Raw genomic sequence first — 17,833 nt, 5'->3', positions numbered from 1 at the left:
AGGGGGACGGGACTTGTCTTCGGGGGCCTTTCACTCGCGTTATGTGATCGCACTATGCCCCTCGAGCCATGAGAGACGTTGGCGGTTTGCGGTAAGAAATCACATCATTCATTTGTCTGAAGATCGATATTGGCACTCTGCGCCAATTTTTGGGTCACGGTAAACCAATCGGTCAGCTTAAGGGCGGCCTATGATGCAGATACCTAAACTAAGCTCATACCAAAAAGAAACTTAGGGAGAGATAAAAATGAAGAAATTTGATACTTTCACATACTTTCTGATGGCGACCTGCGCCTTTCCCTCCGCGTTATTTGCTCAAGATCGACAGCAGTCTGCGCCCGCCGAACAAGTGTCTGCCGGTGAGCCGACCGGTGCAGTCGGCGACATAGTCGTCACGGCCAACAGACGTGCGGAATCCATCCAAAAGGTCGGCGCATCGGTGATGGCATTTACCAGCAAACAACTCGAAAGCCTCAGAGTGGACTCGGTCGGCGAACTTGCTGGTCTCACGCCGAACGTATCGTTCAAGAAGCAGTGGGGTTCAAAGGGTAACGCAAGTCTGTTTTACGTCCGCGGAATTGGCCAAGCGGACTTCAACGAGGGAAGTGAATCGCCGACGACCGTCTACATCGATGACTTCTATATCCTTTCCAGCTCTGCCGTGGACTTCCAGACCGACGACATAGCCACTGCCGAGGTTCTTCGCGGGCCGCAGGGCACGCTCTTCGGTCGCAACTCTAGCGCCGGCGCCGTGGTGATGCGCACCAACCAGCCGACCTATGAGTTGGAGGGGGGCGCGAAAGTCTCCGTCGGCAGCCGCGATACTACGGGCATGTCGGGAGCATTGAATGTCCCGATCGTGGAAGATCGGCTCGCCATCCGCTTCTCCGCAACGCGGGAGACCAGCGGCGCCACCACGAAGAACCTCTATGACGGCCCAGGTGAAGGCGCTAACGATACGCATGAAGGCAACTTCTTGGCAGCGCGAGCAATCGTGCGCTGGGATCCGCTTGATGACCTGAGCGTTCGCTACAAATATCAATATGGCCTCTCCAAGGGGCGGAACGGAGGCGATAGCTCAGAACCGATGCTCCAGATTGCCGGCGCTACGATCAGGAAGCCGGATGGAACCGATGGTTTCGGCTATAATCCGTCCCAAGCTGGGCAAAACAGCACCACGGTAATCTCGGACGGCATCAACGACTTCCGGAACAAGGTGCAGAACCACCTCTTGACGATCAGTTATGACCTTACCAGCCGGTTCAACATTACTTCGGTAACGGGTTATTTGAAGCAATTCAAATTCACGCTTGAGGAATGCGACGGTACGCCGCGGACTATTTGCGCAGCATACCAGACCAATAATCAGAAATATTGGACACAGGAACTGAGGGCATCACTGGACCTTGATAAAGCGCGGCTGACGTTCGGCGGATTTTATCTCAACCAGAAATATGCTAATCAGTGGACCCTGCCGATCGTTAGCGGTACCGGCACCGCTCAAGGCCATCAAACGATCCAGCTCGGCGATACGCCTGGGGGTCTGGTCCAATACACGCCGAACACTTCCAAGGTTGAATCGTACTCTTTCTTCGGCAATGTGTCCTATGACGTCACTGACAAGCTTACCGTAGCAGCGGGCCTTCGCTGGAACCACGAAACGCGCGATTTCAGGGAAGTCGAGGGCCTATACACGCATAATTATCCAGACACCGGACGTTACACATTCAACGGGAACACTTTTGGCATCCTCGCGCTCGACGCAGATGGCATGAGGGATCTGATCGCAAACCATTTGACTGGTGTGGCCGATCCGGTTGGCGATCCTGTCGTGGATTATTCGGACAGATTTAAGACCAGCTTCCTCAATTATCAGCTTAGCGTTGACTACAAGGTTACCAGTGATGCGCTGCTGTATGCGAGTTTCAAGCGGGGCGTCAAATCAGGCGGATTCAATAACGGCTTGGTCAATTTTTCTGCATTCGATTTAGGCGCTATTCCCTTCAAGAATGAAGTCAATAATGCTTATGAGTTAGGCGCGAAATGGCAAAGTGCCGATCGCCGGATCAGGATCAATCCGGGCTTATTCTATTACGACTATAAGAACTTTCAGGCGACGGCGTTCACCGTCATCAACGGAACCCTCGGCATCCAAGTAATCAACAAGGATGCGATTGTGTACGGAGCCGAAATTGACACTTGGGCCAATCTGGCGTCCGGATTGGACCTGACCCTCGGCGCCGGCTATGTGCATACCAAGGTCAAGGATGTTACTAACGTCGGCGCTGGCGTGGCCGTTACGAAGAATCGCGAACTCGGATCTGCGCCGCATATACAGAGCACCGGCTCGTTGCGCTATGAAGCGGAGGTGCTCAATGGAAAGGGTACTTTGAGCAATCAGGCGTCGTTCAACTATACGGGTTCCCGCTACGTCGACGTGCTCAATGACCCCACCACCAAATTGCCTTCCTTCATCAACATCGACTATAATATCACTTACGAGTCCACTGATGCTGGATGGCATGTCACATTGTACGCGAAGAATTTGACCAATAATACTAAACCCCTCCAAAAATTTAATTTTGCGAGTCTGTATAACACTGGGCAGGTAAATTATGCCCCGCCACGAGTTTTCGGAGCAGAATTCGGCATCAAATTCTGATGTAAAATTGTTCGATAAATGGAGGCCCGGAACGAGAAAATCGTACCTGGTCTCCATCTTTTCAGTCCCATGAGTATTCGTTATTTTTATCATCGGACACTTTTGGAAGCGTTGTGAGCTGCCATGACGGACATAGGTAAATTGGCAGTCCGGATCGACAACTTGGCGCCGTATATTTGGACTTGAACGGATTGGTGCCGGTCACCTGAGCGCTTTATGCTCGCATTGGTGCACCCGTCAGACATCGAACTTGCGCTCTTTAAATTGTCATCCCGCATTTCACCAAAGCACTCGACTTCCGATTTTATCAGAGCATTGGTGTGATTGAGCATTCGTCGAGATGACGGTGCCGGGTGCTGGCCTTGATGGTGCGACCATCAGGGCATTGGGTGGTGGGAGCGGGCGCGGTGCCGGCTCCATCTGGAGGCACCCCCATGATCAATATACATCCCCAGCAGGATGCCCTCTCGCAACGCTGGTTACCTCGCCCCGACAGCAAGATGGCACAAGTGCTGCATCTGCTTGGACGGCAGGACGGTGTTTCACTCGCTGACCTAGGTGAACTCACCGGCTGGCAACCCCATAGTATCCGCGCGGCGGTGAGTGGCTTGCGCAAACGCGGCTATAAGATTGAATATACCATCAAGGATGGCACTTCTCGCTATTACCTTATTGGCGCAGAACAATGACGCGCGAGGTGTCAGACAGGGTGGCGCATCTTTCCACCCTTTCACCCGCGGAGACCAAAGCCGAGTGGCAGCAGCTATTCGGCGAGGCGGCACCCCAAGTGCCGATCTCGATGTTACGGTTATCACTGGCCCATCACCTTCAACAGGAGAGACTGGGTAGCTTGCCACCGTCAGCACTGCGGATGCTGGAGGCGCTGATGAGTGATGGCGAGGTTAGCGAGTGTGAGCCGGAGATTCACCTCAAGCCGGGTACAAGGTTGCTGCGGGAGTGGAACGGGCATGTCCATGCGGTGATGGTGACGGAGGAGGGGTTTACCTATGCGGACCGGCATTATGGTTCGCTCTCCCATATCGCCCGCGACATCACCAAGGCCCATTGGTCGGGTCCGCGGTTCTTCGGTCTCCGGCGACCATCGTTGCCACCGGCTCGCAAGCCGCAGATGCAGTGCCGGGAACAGGAGCAAAATCATGGCGCGGCGTAGCTCGGCAGTACGGTCCAATGCGCCATCAGGACCATCAGCGGGCGTCAAACAAATCCGCTGCGCCATCTATACCCGTAAATCGACAGAGGAGGGGCTGGAACAGGAGTTCAATAGCCTTGATGCCCAACGTGAAGCCTGTGCTGCCTATATCGTCAGCCAGCGCCATGAGGGCTGGGTGCAGATGCCAGACTATTATGATGATGGCGGTTATTCGGGCGGGAATATGGAGCGTCCTGCACTCAAGCAACTGTTGGCGGAGATTGAGGCCGGGCGCGTCGATGTCATCGTCGTTTATAAGGTCGATCGCCTGACGCGGGCCTTGTCCGACTTCGCCCGGATCGTGGACATCCTTGATCGCAGCAAGGCGAGCTTTGTCTCGGTCACACAGGCATTCAACACGACCACCAGCATGGGGCGCCTGACCCTCAATGTCTTGTTGTCCTTTGCCCAGTTCGAGCGCGAGGTCACCGGAGAACGTATCCGGGATAAGGTGGCCGCTTCCAAGAAGAAGGGGATGTGGATGGGTGGGCCCGTGCCATTGGGCTATATGGTCCAGGATAGAAAGCTGATCATTATCCCGGAGGAAGCAAAGACCGTACAACTAATCTTCCAACGCCATCAGGCCTGTGGCTCGCTCAAAGCCTTGGCCGATGATCTGGCGGCCCGGGGGATCACATCCCGGCTACGGACGATGAAGGATGGCCGGACCATTGGTGGTCAGGCTTTCAAATCCGGCGCGCTCTATTGGATCATTCGCAATGTGATCTATGCCGGTCTGATCCCGCATAAGGAAGCGCTTTATCAAGGCGAGCATCAAGGGATCATATCACGCGCACATTGGGATGCATCACAAGCGTTGCTCAATACCAATGCCCTTCGACCCCATACGGGTCAGCCCTCTATCCTACGCCATATGATCGTCGATGGGTTGGGACGATCCATGACCGTGGCGCATGGCCGCAAAGGCACACGGCGCTATCGCTATTATGTGTCCAAGCCAGTGGACGGCATATCGGAACCGACCTGGCGTCTCCCCGCTGGGGATCTAGAATCACTGGTCCGTATCGCGATGACGGAACTGCTGACAGATCCACTGCGTTTGCAAACCGAACTGGGTCAGCTCGATCGCGATCATCAACTCGCCGATGCGGGCAATACATTAGCAGAGCAGCTGAAAGCTCCCATGACCATGCGTGCCCTGCTGGAAGATCTGCAGGCGGCCATTACGCTCAAGCAGGATGAGATCGTGATCTGCATGGAGGGTGCATCGCTGATTAATAAGCTCGGCATCGTCAACATCTCCTTGCCCATCGGCCATCAGGTGCAGTTGCACGTGCCGGTCCGCCTGCGGCGCAGAGGGCATGAACTGCGGCTTGTCATTGCGGCCCCCAATAGTCGACCAGCTGAACGGGATGAGCGGTTGATCAGATTGCTGGCTTCTGGCCGCGCGGCATGGCAGCAACTGGTGGCACGACAGCCTGCATTTGACAGCCATCAGCGCAGTCATCTGGTGCGATTGGCGCGGCTTAATTTTCTCGCCCCCGATATCATCATGGCGATCCTGGCGGGACGTCAGCCGGTTGAGCTGACCAGTCGCTCGCTGCTTCGCCTATCGTGTCTTCCACATGACTGGACCGAGCAGCGGCGGGTCTTAGGGTTTGGTTGATCGCAACCTAGCACCTCAACTCAGCATCACCGGCCTGATGGGCCGGTTTTTTATTGGCTGCCTTGCAGTGCAATAGGCCAGATATTCCGCAAATAGGTTTGAGGACAGCAAAGTGGCTAGTTGAGACGGCGGGCGATATTGGCGGTTTTGAGGCGCTGAAAGCCCGCGTCTCTGTCCTCAACCGAAAATGGTCCGTCGCAAATGGCGCAGAACTGCGCCATTCACCCGCCAGTTTATACTGAGACCCGAATATCGGGTTATCTGGGGGAGTGAATGGTGCTGCCGGTGAGGATTGAACTCACGACCTCAGCCTTACCAAGGATGCGCTCTACCACTGAGCTACGGCAGCACTCGAACCGCGAACGGTTATGGTGCGGGGGCTATGGACAAAGGGTTGCGCCCCGTCAACCCCATGGGTGACGAGGCGGCCCTTTTTTCCTGATTTATGCGTTCAAAGCCTTTTTCAGCAGTTCGTTCACGACCTGCGGATTGGCCTTGCCGCCCATCGCCTTCATCGTCTGGCCGACGAAGAAGCCGAACAGGGCTTCCTTGCCGTCCTTATATTGCGCGACCTTGTCGGCATTATTGCCGAGAATGTCGGCGATCACCGCATCAATCGCGCCGGTGTCCGAGGTCTGTTTCAGGCCGCGTTCCTCGACGATCTTGGCCGGGCTGTCGCCGGTGTCGAGCATGATCTCGAATACCTGCTTCGACAAAGTGCCGGACAAGGTGCCATCGGCGACCAAGGCCAGCAATTCTGCGGCCTGTGGCGGGGAAACGGGGCTGTCTGCGATGCCCTTGCCCAGACGATTGAGCGCGCCGAACAGTTCCGACATGACCCAGTTCGACGCCTGCTTCGGTTCTGCGCCGTTATCCAGCACCTTTTCGAACCAACGGGCCATTTCGGCCTCTGCCGTCAGGACATCGGCGTTATAGGCGCTGATGCCGAGCTGTTCGATATAACGCGCGCGCTTGGCGTCCGGGAGTTCCGGCAGCGAGGCGCGGCATTCTTCGATGAATTCTTCCGTCAAGACGAGCGGCAGCAAGTCTGGATCGGGGAAATAGCGATAGTCATGCGCGTCTTCTTTCGACCGCATCGACCGCGTGGTGCCGCTGTCCGGATCGAACAGGCGGGTTTCCTGTACGATCTTGCCACCGGCCTCCAGCACATCGACCTGACGATTCGCTTCATGTTCGATTGTCGCCATGACGAATCGGACGGAATTGACGTTCTTGGTTTCGGTACGGGTGCCGAATTCTTCGCCCGGACGGCGGACCGACACGTTGACGTCGGCGCGCATCGAGCCTTCTTCCATATTGCCGTCGCAGGAGCCGACATAACGGAGCAAGGCGCGCAGCTTGCGGACATAGGCACCGGCCTCGGCAGGCGAGCGCATATCCGGGCGCGAGACGATTTCCATCAGGGCGACGCCGCAACGGTTCAAATCGACATAGGACATGGTCGGATGCTGATCGTGCATCAGCTTGCCCGCGTCCTGTTCGACATGGATGCGTTCGACGCCGATGTGCTTGGCTTCCGGAATCCCGGCCTTTTCATCCGCGTCGATCAGGATCGTGCCTTCGCCCACCAGCGGGTGGTAGAGCTGCGAAATCTGATAGCCCTGCGGCAAATCCGCGTAGAAATAATTCTTGCGGTCGAACCGCGACCAGCGATTGATCTCGGCATTGATCGCAAGGCCGGTGCGGACCGCCTGCCGGATGCATTCGCCGTTCAATACCGGCAGCATGCCCGGCATCGCCGCATCGACGAGCGACACCTGCGAATTTTGTTCCGCGCCAAAGGCTGTGGCGGCCCCGGAGAACAATTTGGAGTTGGAGACGACCTGTGCATGGACTTCGAGGCCGATCACGACCTCCCAATCGCCGGTGGCGCCCTGAATGCGATAGTTGCTCATCTTACCACCATTTCCCCGCACGGGCCGTAAAGCCAGCGCGTTCCTCAATCGCCAGACCTGCGTTCAGCACGCCCTGTTCATCCAGCGCGCGGCCAATGATTTGCAGGCCAAGCGGCAGGCCTTGTGCATCCACGCCGCCCGGTACGGACATGGCAGGCAGGCCTGCGAGCGATGTCGGCACGGTGAAGACGTCGTTCAGATACATTTCCAGCGGATCGGCATTTTTCTCGCCCAAAGCGAAGGCTGCCGAAGGCGCGGTCGGCGTCAACAGCAGGTCGCATTGTTCGAACGCGCGTTCGAAATCGCGGGCGATCAAGGCGCGGACCTTTTGCGCCTGGGTATAATAGGCATCGTAAAAGCCCGCCGACAGCACATAGGTGCCGATCATGATCCGGCGCTTGACCTCTGGTCCGAAGCCTGCGGCGCGGGTGGCGGCGTACATGTCCTGCAAGCCTGCGCCATCGGGCAGGTTGCGTAGGCCATAGCGCACGCCATCATAACGGGCGAGGTTGGACGAGGCCTCTGCCGGGGCGATGATATAATAGGCCGCGAGCGCATATTTGGTGTGCGGCAGCGAGACGTTGACGATTTCGGCCCCGGCATCCTTCAGCCATTGAATGCCCTGTTCCCACAAGGCATCGATTTCGGCGGGCATGTTATCGACGCGATATTCCTTGGGAATGCCGATTTTCTTGCCCTTGAGATCGGCGGACAAAGCTGCTTCCCAATTCGGCACCGCGAGTTCGAGCGAGGTTGAATCCTTCGGGTCGAAACCGGCCATGTTTTCCAGCATGATCGCGCAGTCGCGCACATCATTGGCCATGGGGCCGGCCTGATCGAGCGAGGACGCGAAGGCGACCACGCCCCAGCGCGAACAACGGCCATAGGTCGGCTTGATCCCCGAAATGCCGGTGAAGGCCGCAGGCTGGCGGATTGAGCCGCCGGTATCGGTGCCGGTCGCCGCCGGGCAAAGGCGCGCGGCGATGGCGGCGGAGGAACCACCCGACGACCCGCCGGGTGCCAGCGGGGCGGTGTCGTTCGGACGCCGCCACGGCGAGATCACATTGCCGAAATAGCTCGTTTCATTCGACGAACCCATGGCGAATTGATCGAGGTTGAGCTTGCCGAGCATGCCCGCGCCCGCCGACCATAATTTGCCCGAGACGGTCGATTCATATTGCGGCTTGAAGCCTTCCAAAATGTGGCTGGCCGCGGTGGTCTGCACATTTTTGGTGGCGAACAGATCCTTCATGCCGATCGGCACGCCGGACAAGGGCTTGAGATTGCCCTCGCTACGGTCGCGGTCGGCCTGTTCGGCGGCCTGTAGCGCATGATCGGGGGTTTCGACGATGAACGCGTTCAGCGCCTTGGCGGCGGCGACATTTGCGTTGAACGCATCGGCCACTTCGCGGGCGGAAAAATCACCGGCGCGAAAGCCGTCGCGCAGGGCGGCAACGCCGAGTTCAGTGAGATTGGTCATTATTCGATCACCTTCGGCACGCCAAAGAAGCCATGTTCTGCGGCGGGTGCATTGGCCAGCACGGCATCGCGGATATTGCCATCGGTGACGACATCTTCGCGCAGGCGCAGCGTATTCGGGATGACGGCGGTCATGGGCTGGATAGCAGAGGTATCAACCTCGCCCAGCTGTTCGACAAAGCCGAGAATGGCGTTCAGTTCGGGCACCATCGCCTCAACTTCCGCATCGCTGACGGCAATGCGGGCGAGCGAGGCGATCTTGCGGACGGTGGCATGATCGACGGACATAGTTTTCCCAACAGATGGAATGTTGTGGCTGGCCCTATCGCGAATTGCGGTGGAAGGGAAGGGGATGCCGCGCATTCGGGTTCAACACTGTTCAGCTTTGTTCAGTGGCGATACAGACGGGGTGTGATTATGCGTCGGGCGATGAAATGGAGATATGTGTGATGTTGATTGCTGTGCGCCTGACCTTGAAAACAGGCCGGGCCTTGGGAGTGGGAATTTTATCGGCGGCGATGCTGGCGGTGCCGGTGGCGGCCCAGCAAGCGCCAACGGTCCCTGCGCCCAATGCGGTGAGCCCGCTTGCCCAAGTGCAGCGCCATTTGCGCGAGGTGACCAGCATGACGGCGGATTTTGCCCAGACCGACCGGCGCGGGCGTGTCGTGACCGGGAAATTGACCCTGAAACGTCCGGGTCGCGTGCGATTCGAATATGAAAAGTCGGTGCCGATGCTGATCGTCGGCGATGGCCGCGCACTGACCATGATCGATTATAGCGTGAAGCAGGTATCGACTTGGCCGATCGGCAATTCGCCTTTGTCGGTGCTGCTCAACCCCGATAAGGATATGTCGCGTTTTGCCAAATCGGTACCGAGCGGCAATCCCAATCTGGTGCTGGTGGCAGCCAAGGACCCCAAGCACCCGGAATATGGGGTGATCAGCCTTGCCTTTAATCGCATGGCGTCCGCCCCGGCGGGGTTGATGTTGCAGGGCTGGAGCGTGATCGATGCGCAAAATAATCAGATGACGGTGCGGCTGACGAATCAGCAGTTCAACGTGCCAATTTCCGACAAAGCGTTCCTCTGGCGCGACCCACGCCCTCGGCAGAAGATGTAAACTTAATTTTATTCATCTGGGGGACAGCTTTCCTGTCGTATAAATGACCCATGCAGTTCGGTTGCTGATGCGGGTTTCCCCCCTGTTGCCCGCTCGATTTCAACCGACTGTGCCTGCGTGATGAACGTCATGGCGGCCCTCGCTCCCTGCCCCCGGAGCGGGGGCCTTTGGCGTTTTGGGGCATGGCGCATTGGCGCGTCCTGCAAGGACGAGGCAGGGCCAAATCTGAAATGTGGGAGAAGTGGGAGGCGTTCTGTTGCCCGGTGCCCCCCAAACCGCTGGAATCTGATTCTGTTGCCCGGTTCAGCCCAAACCGCGTTCTTTTAGGGTAATGTCAGGCCACGAAGGCCCTCAATTACGCAGCAAGAGCAAGTGCTTCGTTATCGTTGGCACTTATAGGTTTTGAACGGTTTCACAGCGCATTCAGGCCGAGTAAAAATATCGCTTTTCAACACACGTCGATCCTAGTTCGGCCCCATCATGGCCGGCCTTGCCGCGAACTACGCCAAGGTCGGTGATGGTGGAGCCGCCGGGTACCGCCCCCGGGTCCGCTGCATTTATTGCACGACACAATTTATCACCATAGCCGGACGAATCCGGCATGGCTGATATAGGTAGGCGGCCTTGATCAATCAAGGGGTGGCCCTGTTAGGGTCAATCAAGATTCGGGCGCAGCCATCTTTCTGCTTCGGCCAAAGGCATGCCCCGGCGCTTGGCATAATCTTCGACCTGATCATGGCCGATGCGCGCAACGCCGAAATATTCGGCCTGTTGATGGCCGAAATAAAAGCCGGATACGGCGGCTGTCGGTAGCATCGCGAAGCTATCGGTAAGGGTGATGCCGGTCGCGGGCGTGGCGTTCAGCAGATCAAACAGGATCGGTTTCAGGCTGTGATCCGGGCAGGCGGGATAGCCGGGGGCCGGGCGGATGCCGCGATATTCTTCCTTGATCAGCGCTTCATTCGTCAGTTGTTCGCCCGGCGCATAGGCCCACAAGGTGGTGCGGACATATTGATGTAGCCGTTCGGCAAAGGCCTCGGCAAAGCGATCGGCCAGCGCCTTTAACAAAATGTCGGAATAATCATCATGGCCTGCCTGAAAACGGGCGATATGCGCGTCGATCCCATGGATGCCGACGGCAAAGCCACCGATCCAATCGCCATCATGGCTGATGAAATCGGCAAGGCACATATTGGCACGGTCGCGGCTCTTGCGGATTTGCTGGCGCAGGAACGGAATGCGGACATGTTGTTCCTGTTCGACGAGATGGATGATGACGTCATCGCCCTCGCGGCGGCAGGGCCAGAGCCCGACCACGCCGGTCGCCGTCAGCCATTTTTCCGCGATGATCTGATCGAGCATCTTTTGTGCGTCGGCAAACAGGCTGGTCGCGGTTTCGCCGACGACCTCATCCGTCAGGATCGCCGGGTAATTGCCTGCCAATTCCCATGCGCGGAAGAAGGGCGTCCAGTCGATGCAGCTACGCAGATCGGCGAGATCCCATGACGGGAAGACATGCAGGCCGGGCTGGGCGGGCGGCGGCGCGATATGGGCCATGTCGGCAGGGAAGGCGTTGTTGCGCGCATCTTCCAATGACAGCAAGGGATTGGCTTCCTTGCCTTCACGCAGATCGCGAATGTGCTGATATTCCGCCGCTACCTTTGCGATAAAATCTTCGGCCTGTGTATCGGACAGCAGCGTGGAGGCGACACCGACCGCGCGGCTGGCGTCGAGGACATGGATCACCGGGCCTTCATAGGCCTTATCGATGCGGAGCGCCGTATGGACCTTGGAAGTCGTCGCGCCACCGATCATCAGCGGGATCGTCATGCCGATGCGCTGCATTTCTTCGGCGACCGTCACCATTTCATCGAGCGATGGGGTGATGAGGCCGGACAGGCCGATGATGTCGGCGTCATGTTCTTTCGCCGCCTCCAGAATCTTCGGCCATGGCACCATGACGCCAAGATCGATCACCTCATAGCCATTGCATTGCAGCACGACGCCGACGATGTTCTTGCCGATGTCATGCACATCGCCCTTGACCGTGGCCATGATGATCCGGCCCTTGGCCTTGGCGCCCGGTTCTTTGGCGGCTTCGATATAGGGGATGAGATGGGCGACCGCCTTTTTCATTACGCGGGCCGATTTCACCACCTGCGGCAGGAACATCTTGCCCGAGCCGAACAGATCGCCGACGACGTTCATGCCGTCCATCAGCGGGCCTTCGATCACTTCAATCGGACGCGCGGCCTGTTGGCGGGCTTCTTCGGTGTCTTCGACGATATAGGCATCGATGCCCTTGACCAGCGCATGTTCAAGCCGACGGCGGACTTCCCAGCCGCGCCATTCTTCGGCAGCCTTTTCGGCGATGACATCCGTGCCTTTGAAGCGTTCGGCGATGGTGATCATCGTTTCGGTGGCTTCGGGGGTGCGGTTGAGGATCACATCCTCGCACGCATCGCGCAGCGCCGGGTCGATCTGATCGTAAATATCGAGCTGGCCCGCATTTACGATGGCCATGTCCATGCCCGCCGGGATGGCATAATATAGAAACACCGAGTGCATCGCGCGGCGCACCGGTTCATTGCCGCGAAACGAGAAGGACAGGTTCGACAGCCCGCCCGAAATATGGACATGCGGGCAGCGGGCCTTGATCTCGCGGGTCGCTTCGATGAAATCGACGGCGTAATTGTTGTGTTCCTCGATCCCGGTCGCGATGGCGAACACATTGGGATCGAAGATGATGTCTTCCGGCGGAAAGCCGATGCCGGTGAGGAGTTTATAGGCGCGTTCGCAGATCTCGACCTTGCGATCCTTGGTGTCGGCCTGCCCGACCTCGTCGAACGCCATGACGACCACGGCAGCGCCATAGGCCATGCACTTGCGCGCATGTTCGAGGAATTGGGCTTCGCCCTCTTTCATGCTGATCGAATTGACGATCGGCTTGCCCGATACGCATTTCAGACCGGCCTCGATCACCGACCATTTGGAGCTGTCGATCATCACCGGCACGCGGGCGATATCCGGTTCTGCGGCGATCAGCTTGAGGAAGGTCGTCATCGCCATTTCGGCGTCGAGCAGCCCTTCGTCCATGTTGACGTCGATGATCTGCGCGCCGTTTTCAACCTGTTGCCGCGCGACATCCACGGCCTTGGCATAATCGCCCGCCATGATCAGCTTTTTGAACGCGGCAGAGCCGGTGACGTTGGTGCGTTCGCCGATATTGACGAAATTGGCGGAGGAAGAGCTGGTCATATAATGTCCGTTCAATACGGGGAATGCAGATCGAAAATCAGGCCGCGATGGTCATCGGTTCCAGCCCGGCGAGATGGGTCAGCACCGGCGGGTGGCTGATTTCGCGGGGCTTGAGACCGGTGACGGCCTTGGCGATGGCGGCGATATGCGCGGGCGAGGAGCCGCAGCAACCGCCCAGCACATTGACCTGACCATGATCCGCCCATTCGCGCACCAAGGCGGCGGTTTGCGCCGGGAGTTCGTCATATTCGCCAAGATCATTGGGCAGGCCCGCATTGGGGTAGATCATGATCAACGTATCGGCGATGTCGGACAGCACGCGCACATGCGGGCGGAGCTGTTCCGCGCCGAAGGAGCAATTGAGGCCGATGGTGACGGGCTTGGCATGGCGCACCGCATACCAGAACGCCTCGACCGTATGGCCGGACAGGTTGCGGCCTGAAAGATCGGTCAGCGTCATTGACAGCATGATCGGAATATCGCGGCCCAGCGCGTCTTGCGCCTCCAGCACGGCCTTGATCCCGGCCTTGGCATTCAATGTATCGAACACGGTTTCGATCAGGATGAAATCGACGCCGCCTTCGACTAAAGCGTCGATCTGTTCGCGATAGACGTTTTTCAGCGTGTCGAAGTCGATTTCGCGATAGCCCGGATCATTGACGTCGGGCGACAAGGACAGGGTCTTGTTGGTCGGGCCAACGCAACCGGCGACAAAGCGCGGGCGACCGTCCTTGGCTTCATATTCATCCGCCGTGCGCCGCGCGAGCTTTGCCGATTCGACGTTCAGCCGATGGACGAGATGTTCCGCCCCATAATCGGCCTGGCTGATTTGGGTGGAGGAAAAGGTGTTGGTCGAGATGATGTCGGAGCCGGCATCGAGATAGGACCGGGTGATCTTTTCGATCACATCCGGGCGGGTCAGGATCAATATGTCGTTATTGCCCTTTTGATCATGGCTGAGGCCGAGATCACCGGCGTAATCTTCTTCTTTCAGGCCAAAACCCTGAATCTGGGTGCCCCATGCGCCATCGGTCATCAGGACGCGCTTGGCGGCTTCGGCGAACAGTTTTTCGCGGGCGCTGGTCATGCGGTTTTCTCCTGCGGGTGCTTGGAACGGATACCGAGCAAATGGCAAATGGCGTAGGACAATTCGGCTCGGTTGAGGGTGTAGAAATGGAACTGGCGCACGCCGCCCGCATAGAGATTGCGGCACATTTCGGCGGCAAGCGTCGCGGCGACCAACTGGCGCGCGCCGGGCAGATCGTCCAGCCCTTCGAACAGGCGATCCATCCATGCCGGGATTTCCGCGCCGCATTGCTGGGCGAATTTGCGGGCCTGTGCGACATTGGACACGGGCAGAATGCCGGGGACGATTTCGGCGGTGATCCCGGCGGCCAAGGCGCGATCCTGAAAGCGGAAGAACGCTTCTGGTGAGAAAAAGAATTGGGTGATGGCGCGGGTTGCGCCTGCGTCGATCTTCGCCTTGAGATTGGCGAGATCGGCTTCCGGGCTGATCGCTTCCGGGTGGGTTTCCGGATAGGCGGCGACCGAAATTTCGAACGGCGCGATATCGCGCAGGCCGCGCACGAGATCGGCGGCGCTGGCATAACCATCCGGGTGCGGTACGAATGTGCTGCCCATGATGGGCGGGTCGCCGCGCAACGCGACGATATGGCGCACGCCCGCATCCCAATAGGCACGGGCGACCTCATGAATTTCGTCCTTGCTCGCGTCAACGCAGGTCAGATGCGCGGCGGCGGGGATATGGCTTTCGCGCGCGATGCGGGCGACAGTGTTATGGGTGCGTTCGCGGGTCGAGCCGCCCGCGCCATAAGTGACCGAGACGAAACGTGGCCCCAAGGGTTCCAGCGTCTTGAAGGTTTCCCAGAGCTGTTCTTCCATCCGGGGGGTCTTGGGCGGGAAGAATTCGAAGCTGATGTCTACATCGCCAGCAAGATCGGCGAAGAGCGGGCCGGAGGTCAGCACCGGGCTTGTCATGCAGATATCCTTGTTACGTTTTGAGCAGGGCGTTTGGTCCCCTGCCAGATTTTTACGGTGAGTTCGCGGCCTTCAAGCGCCGCTATGACGTCGCAGTCAAGACCGTTTGCGGCCATCCAGCCCGAAATCTGGTCATCGGCAAAGCCGAGCCGGACATGGGCGTGTTCGACGCGCAATTCCTCGCGATGATGCGGGGCGAAGTCGATCAGGATCAACCGGCCATGATCGTCGAGCACGCGGGCGGCTTCGGCAATGACGGCGGCGGGGTGTTGGGCATAATGCAGCACCTGATGGAGGATGATCGTATCGGCCTGTGCATCGCCCATCGGCAGAGAGCCGATATCGCCTTGGCGCAATTCGATCCGTTCCAACCCGGATTCCGCGAGCTTGGCGCGGGCGAGGCGGAGCATTTCCGGGCTGCGATCAATGCCGATGGCGCTGGTTGCCTGCTCGCCGAACAACGCGAGCATCCGGCCCGTGCCGGTGCCAAGATCGACCAAGCGGCCAAGATTGTTATTGGCGAACAGATTTTGGAGCGCGGCCTCCACCTCGGCATCGGCGATGTGGAGCGAGCGTAGCGCATCCCATTGTTCGGCATGTTCGGCGAACCAGCGTTCCGCCGCAGCCGAGCGATCTGCGCGCACAGCCGCCAGACGGGCCGCATCCGCGATCAGCCAATGATCGGTACCGCTTTCGGCCTCCAATGCGTCGATGGCCTTGAGAATCGGTTCGACCCGTTGATCGGGGCCGAGGCCGAGAAAGACCCAGCTGCCTTCTTTATGGCGTTCGGCAAGGCCCGCATCGGCGAGAATCTTGACATGGCGGGACACGCGTGGCTGGCTTTGCCCCAAGACCTGTGCCAGTTCGCCGACGGATAACTCCATTTCGCGCAGCAGATTCATCACGCGCAAGCGGGTAGGGTCGGCCAAAGCCCGGAAGACATGGAGCGCATCAGACATGATATAAGGACATAAAGAATTCTTTATATCATGTCAACCGAGTTGCGCCCGCCCTGCCCCATGCGTATTACTCCGTAACATTATTGTCGGGATATCTTTGTTGTGAAAATTGCCCAGATCATGTCGAAATGGCCTTTGTTGATGATGTGCTCGCTTGCTGCCTGCGCGACGACCGCCGACCGTGAAGCGGGCGACCCGCTGGGCGGTTTCAATCGCGGGGTGTGGAAGTTTAACGATACGCTTGATAAGGTCGCGCTGAAGCCCGTGACCAAAGTATACCGCGCCGTTACCCCGCGACCGGCGCGGCGTGGGATCACCCGCATTTTTGATAATCTGGCGGAACCATTTTCGGCGGCGAACGCGTTATTGCAGGGTAGGCTCAAGCGTGCGGGCCAATCCTTGGCGCGGTTCGTGATCAATACGACCCTTGGCGTGGGCGGCATTGCCGATCATGCGACCGGCTTTGGCATCAAGGCGGCGCCGGAAGATTTCGGCCAGACCATGGCGATTTGGGGCATGCGGCCGGGGCCGTATCTGGTGTTGCCATTGCTTGGCCCATCGGATTTCCGTGATGGAATTGGCACCGGTGTGGGCTTTTTCACCAATCCGTGGCGGGTGGCGTTGCGTGAATCCGGTGCATCGCAAGGGCTGCGCTATGGCGTATCCGCGCTGGAGGTGATCGATACCCGTAATCGACTGATCGAAAGCGGCGCTGATGGTGCGCTGGAAACCAGTGCAGATTCCTATGCGATGGCACGTTCGGCATTCCAGCAATTCCGGCAGGCGCAGGTCGAGAACCGGGATGAGGGTGGCGATAATGGCCATCATGGCGAAAGCGATCTGGATCGCGCGCTTGATGCGGCGGTGAGCGATGCAGCGGCGAGCGATGTGGGCGTGACCGATGGCGCCAATCCGGCAGAGGTTTCGCCAGAGGTTCCAGAGGTTGCGCCGGGGGTGGCAGACCCTGCTCAGGAAAATATAGCGCCAGATCAGATGAATGCGCCGATGCCGCCGGTGGATGCGGGCGCGCCTGCGCCGAAGGTACTGCCTTGAGCCTTATGGTGAAATTCGGACCGATTTGATCATTGCATGCGCAGATGGGCCGGGTTACCACATGGCCGCTCTGGCGATTTCTCGCTGTAGCCGGTTTTGTACTTAGGAGGATAAGCCTATGAAGAAGTCATTTGCTCTTTCACTCATATTGGTAGCCTCGCTTGGCCTTGCGGCCTGCGGTCAAAAGACTCAGGAAGAAGGCGCGGAAGCAGCCGATGCGGCGGCGGCTGATGTGGCCAATGCTGGCGAAGCGACGATGGAAGCTGCGGCGGGCGCTGCCGATGCGGCTGGCAATGTGGTAGATGCCAAGGTTGATGCGGCTGGCGAAGCGGCGGCTGCGGCGGGTGAAGCTGCCAAGGATGCGGCTGCCGGTGCGATGGAAGCTGCTGGCGGCACGATGGAAAAGGCCGGCGCTGCGACCAAGGATGCCGCCAAGAAAATGTAATTTCTGCCCTTGGGCATGAAATGATGATAAGGGGGCTGCACCTGCGGGTGCGGCCCTTTTATATGGGCCTTGCGCCTGTAGTGCCTATGGCATGCATGCCGAATATGG

The 17,833-nt window shown here is 58.4% G+C and carries 14 protein-coding genes, 1 tRNA gene and 1 other RNA gene; 7 read left to right on the top strand and 9 right to left on the bottom strand.

Features of this window, described 5'->3' with window-relative positions; genetic code table 11:
* Nucleotides 1–247: 247 nt before the first annotated feature.
* The 4 genes from K6117_RS11355 to K6117_RS11340 all read left to right on the top strand — a co-directional run bounded on the left by K6117_RS11355 (nucleotide 248) and on the right by K6117_RS11340 (nucleotide 5,499).
* Nucleotides 248–2,662, top strand: coding sequence for a TonB-dependent receptor (locus tag K6117_RS11355; RefSeq protein WP_221795064.1), 2,415 nt, complete (start codon nucleotides 248–250; stop codon nucleotides 2,660–2,662).
* Between the two features lie 434 nt (nucleotides 2,663–3,096).
* Entirely contained in the window at nucleotides 3,097–3,351 is a 255-nt protein-coding gene (locus K6117_RS11350) for a DUF3489 domain-containing protein (RefSeq protein ID WP_221795061.1), read from the top strand.
* Nucleotides 3,348–3,833 carry a DUF2924 domain-containing protein gene (locus K6117_RS11345; RefSeq protein WP_221795060.1) on the top strand — a complete coding sequence of 162 codons (486 nt, stop codon included), beginning with the start codon at nucleotides 3,348–3,350 and terminating at the stop codon, nucleotides 3,831–3,833. The genes K6117_RS11350 and K6117_RS11345 overlap by 4 nt, the downstream gene beginning before the upstream one ends.
* Entirely contained in the window at nucleotides 3,820–5,499 is a 1,680-nt protein-coding gene (locus tag K6117_RS11340; protein ID WP_221795057.1) for a recombinase family protein, read from the top strand. The genes K6117_RS11345 and K6117_RS11340 overlap by 14 nt, the downstream gene beginning before the upstream one ends.
* 274 nt (nucleotides 5,500–5,773) lie before the next feature.
* On the opposite strand, the gene K6117_RS11335 is transcribed toward K6117_RS11340, so the two are convergent.
* The 4 genes from K6117_RS11335 to gatC form a co-directional block, all read right to left on the bottom strand.
* Nucleotides 5,774–5,848, bottom strand: a tRNA-Thr gene (locus tag K6117_RS11335).
* Between the two features lie 94 nt (nucleotides 5,849–5,942).
* A complete protein-coding gene (gene gatB, locus K6117_RS11330) occupies nucleotides 5,943–7,415 on the bottom strand; it encodes an Asp-tRNA(Asn)/Glu-tRNA(Gln) amidotransferase subunit GatB (RefSeq protein ID WP_221795055.1) in 1,473 nt (490 codons plus the stop codon).
* Between the two features lies 1 nt (nucleotide 7,416).
* Nucleotides 7,417–8,895: an Asp-tRNA(Asn)/Glu-tRNA(Gln) amidotransferase subunit GatA gene (gene gatA / locus K6117_RS11325; RefSeq protein ID WP_221795054.1), complete on the bottom strand. Its 1,479-nt coding sequence runs from the start codon at nucleotides 8,893–8,895 to the stop codon at nucleotides 7,417–7,419.
* Nucleotides 8,895–9,182 carry an Asp-tRNA(Asn)/Glu-tRNA(Gln) amidotransferase subunit GatC gene (gatC, locus tag K6117_RS11320; RefSeq protein WP_221795052.1) on the bottom strand — a complete coding sequence of 96 codons (288 nt, stop codon included), beginning with the start codon at nucleotides 9,180–9,182 and terminating at the stop codon, nucleotides 8,895–8,897. Before gatC ends, gatA begins: the two co-directional genes overlap by 1 nt.
* 161 nt (nucleotides 9,183–9,343) lie before the next feature.
* Here gatC and K6117_RS11315 point away from each other — a divergent pair, with 161 nt between their 5' ends.
* A complete protein-coding gene (locus tag K6117_RS11315) occupies nucleotides 9,344–10,012 on the top strand; it encodes a LolA family protein (RefSeq protein WP_246605055.1) in 669 nt (222 codons plus the stop codon).
* Between the two features lie 280 nt (nucleotides 10,013–10,292).
* Here the strand turns inward: K6117_RS11315 and ssrA are convergent.
* The 5 genes from ssrA to K6117_RS11290 form a co-directional block, all read right to left on the bottom strand.
* Nucleotides 10,293–10,652: a transfer-messenger RNA gene (gene ssrA / locus K6117_RS11310) on the bottom strand.
* A gap of 14 nt (nucleotides 10,653–10,666) precedes the next feature.
* A complete protein-coding gene (gene metH / locus K6117_RS11305; protein ID WP_221795050.1) occupies nucleotides 10,667–13,270 on the bottom strand; it encodes a methionine synthase in 2,604 nt (867 codons plus the stop codon).
* A gap of 37 nt (nucleotides 13,271–13,307) precedes the next feature.
* Nucleotides 13,308–14,357, bottom strand: a complete 1,050-nt coding sequence (locus K6117_RS11300; RefSeq protein WP_221795047.1) for a homocysteine S-methyltransferase family protein — start codon at nucleotides 14,355–14,357, stop codon at nucleotides 13,308–13,310.
* Nucleotides 14,354–15,268 (bottom strand): methylenetetrahydrofolate reductase, encoded by a 915-nt coding sequence (gene metF / locus K6117_RS11295; protein ID WP_221795045.1) that lies wholly within the window; start codon nucleotides 15,266–15,268, stop codon nucleotides 14,354–14,356. The genes K6117_RS11300 and metF overlap by 4 nt, the downstream gene beginning before the upstream one ends.
* Nucleotides 15,265–16,227, bottom strand: a complete 963-nt coding sequence (locus K6117_RS11290; RefSeq protein WP_221795043.1) for an ArsR/SmtB family transcription factor — start codon at nucleotides 16,225–16,227, stop codon at nucleotides 15,265–15,267. Before K6117_RS11290 ends, metF begins: the two co-directional genes overlap by 4 nt.
* 120 nt (nucleotides 16,228–16,347) lie before the next feature.
* On the opposite strand from K6117_RS11290, the gene K6117_RS11285 reads away from it, so the two are divergent.
* Together K6117_RS11285 and K6117_RS11280 are read left to right on the top strand one after the other, a co-directional pair.
* Nucleotides 16,348–17,280 (top strand): MlaA family lipoprotein, encoded by a 933-nt coding sequence (locus K6117_RS11285; RefSeq protein WP_221795041.1) that lies wholly within the window; start codon nucleotides 16,348–16,350, stop codon nucleotides 17,278–17,280.
* Between the two features lie 118 nt (nucleotides 17,281–17,398).
* A complete protein-coding gene (locus K6117_RS11280; protein ID WP_221795038.1) occupies nucleotides 17,399–17,725 on the top strand; it encodes a hypothetical protein in 327 nt (108 codons plus the stop codon).
* Nucleotides 17,726–17,833: the final 108 nt, after the last annotated feature.

Origin of the sequence: Alteraquisediminimonas sediminicola (assembly GCF_019740335.1) — a bacterium.
GTDB classification, from domain to species: Bacteria; Pseudomonadota; Alphaproteobacteria; order Sphingomonadales; family Sphingomonadaceae; genus Alteraquisediminimonas; species Alteraquisediminimonas sediminicola.
This window is presented reverse-complemented; position numbering and strand designations above follow the sequence as displayed.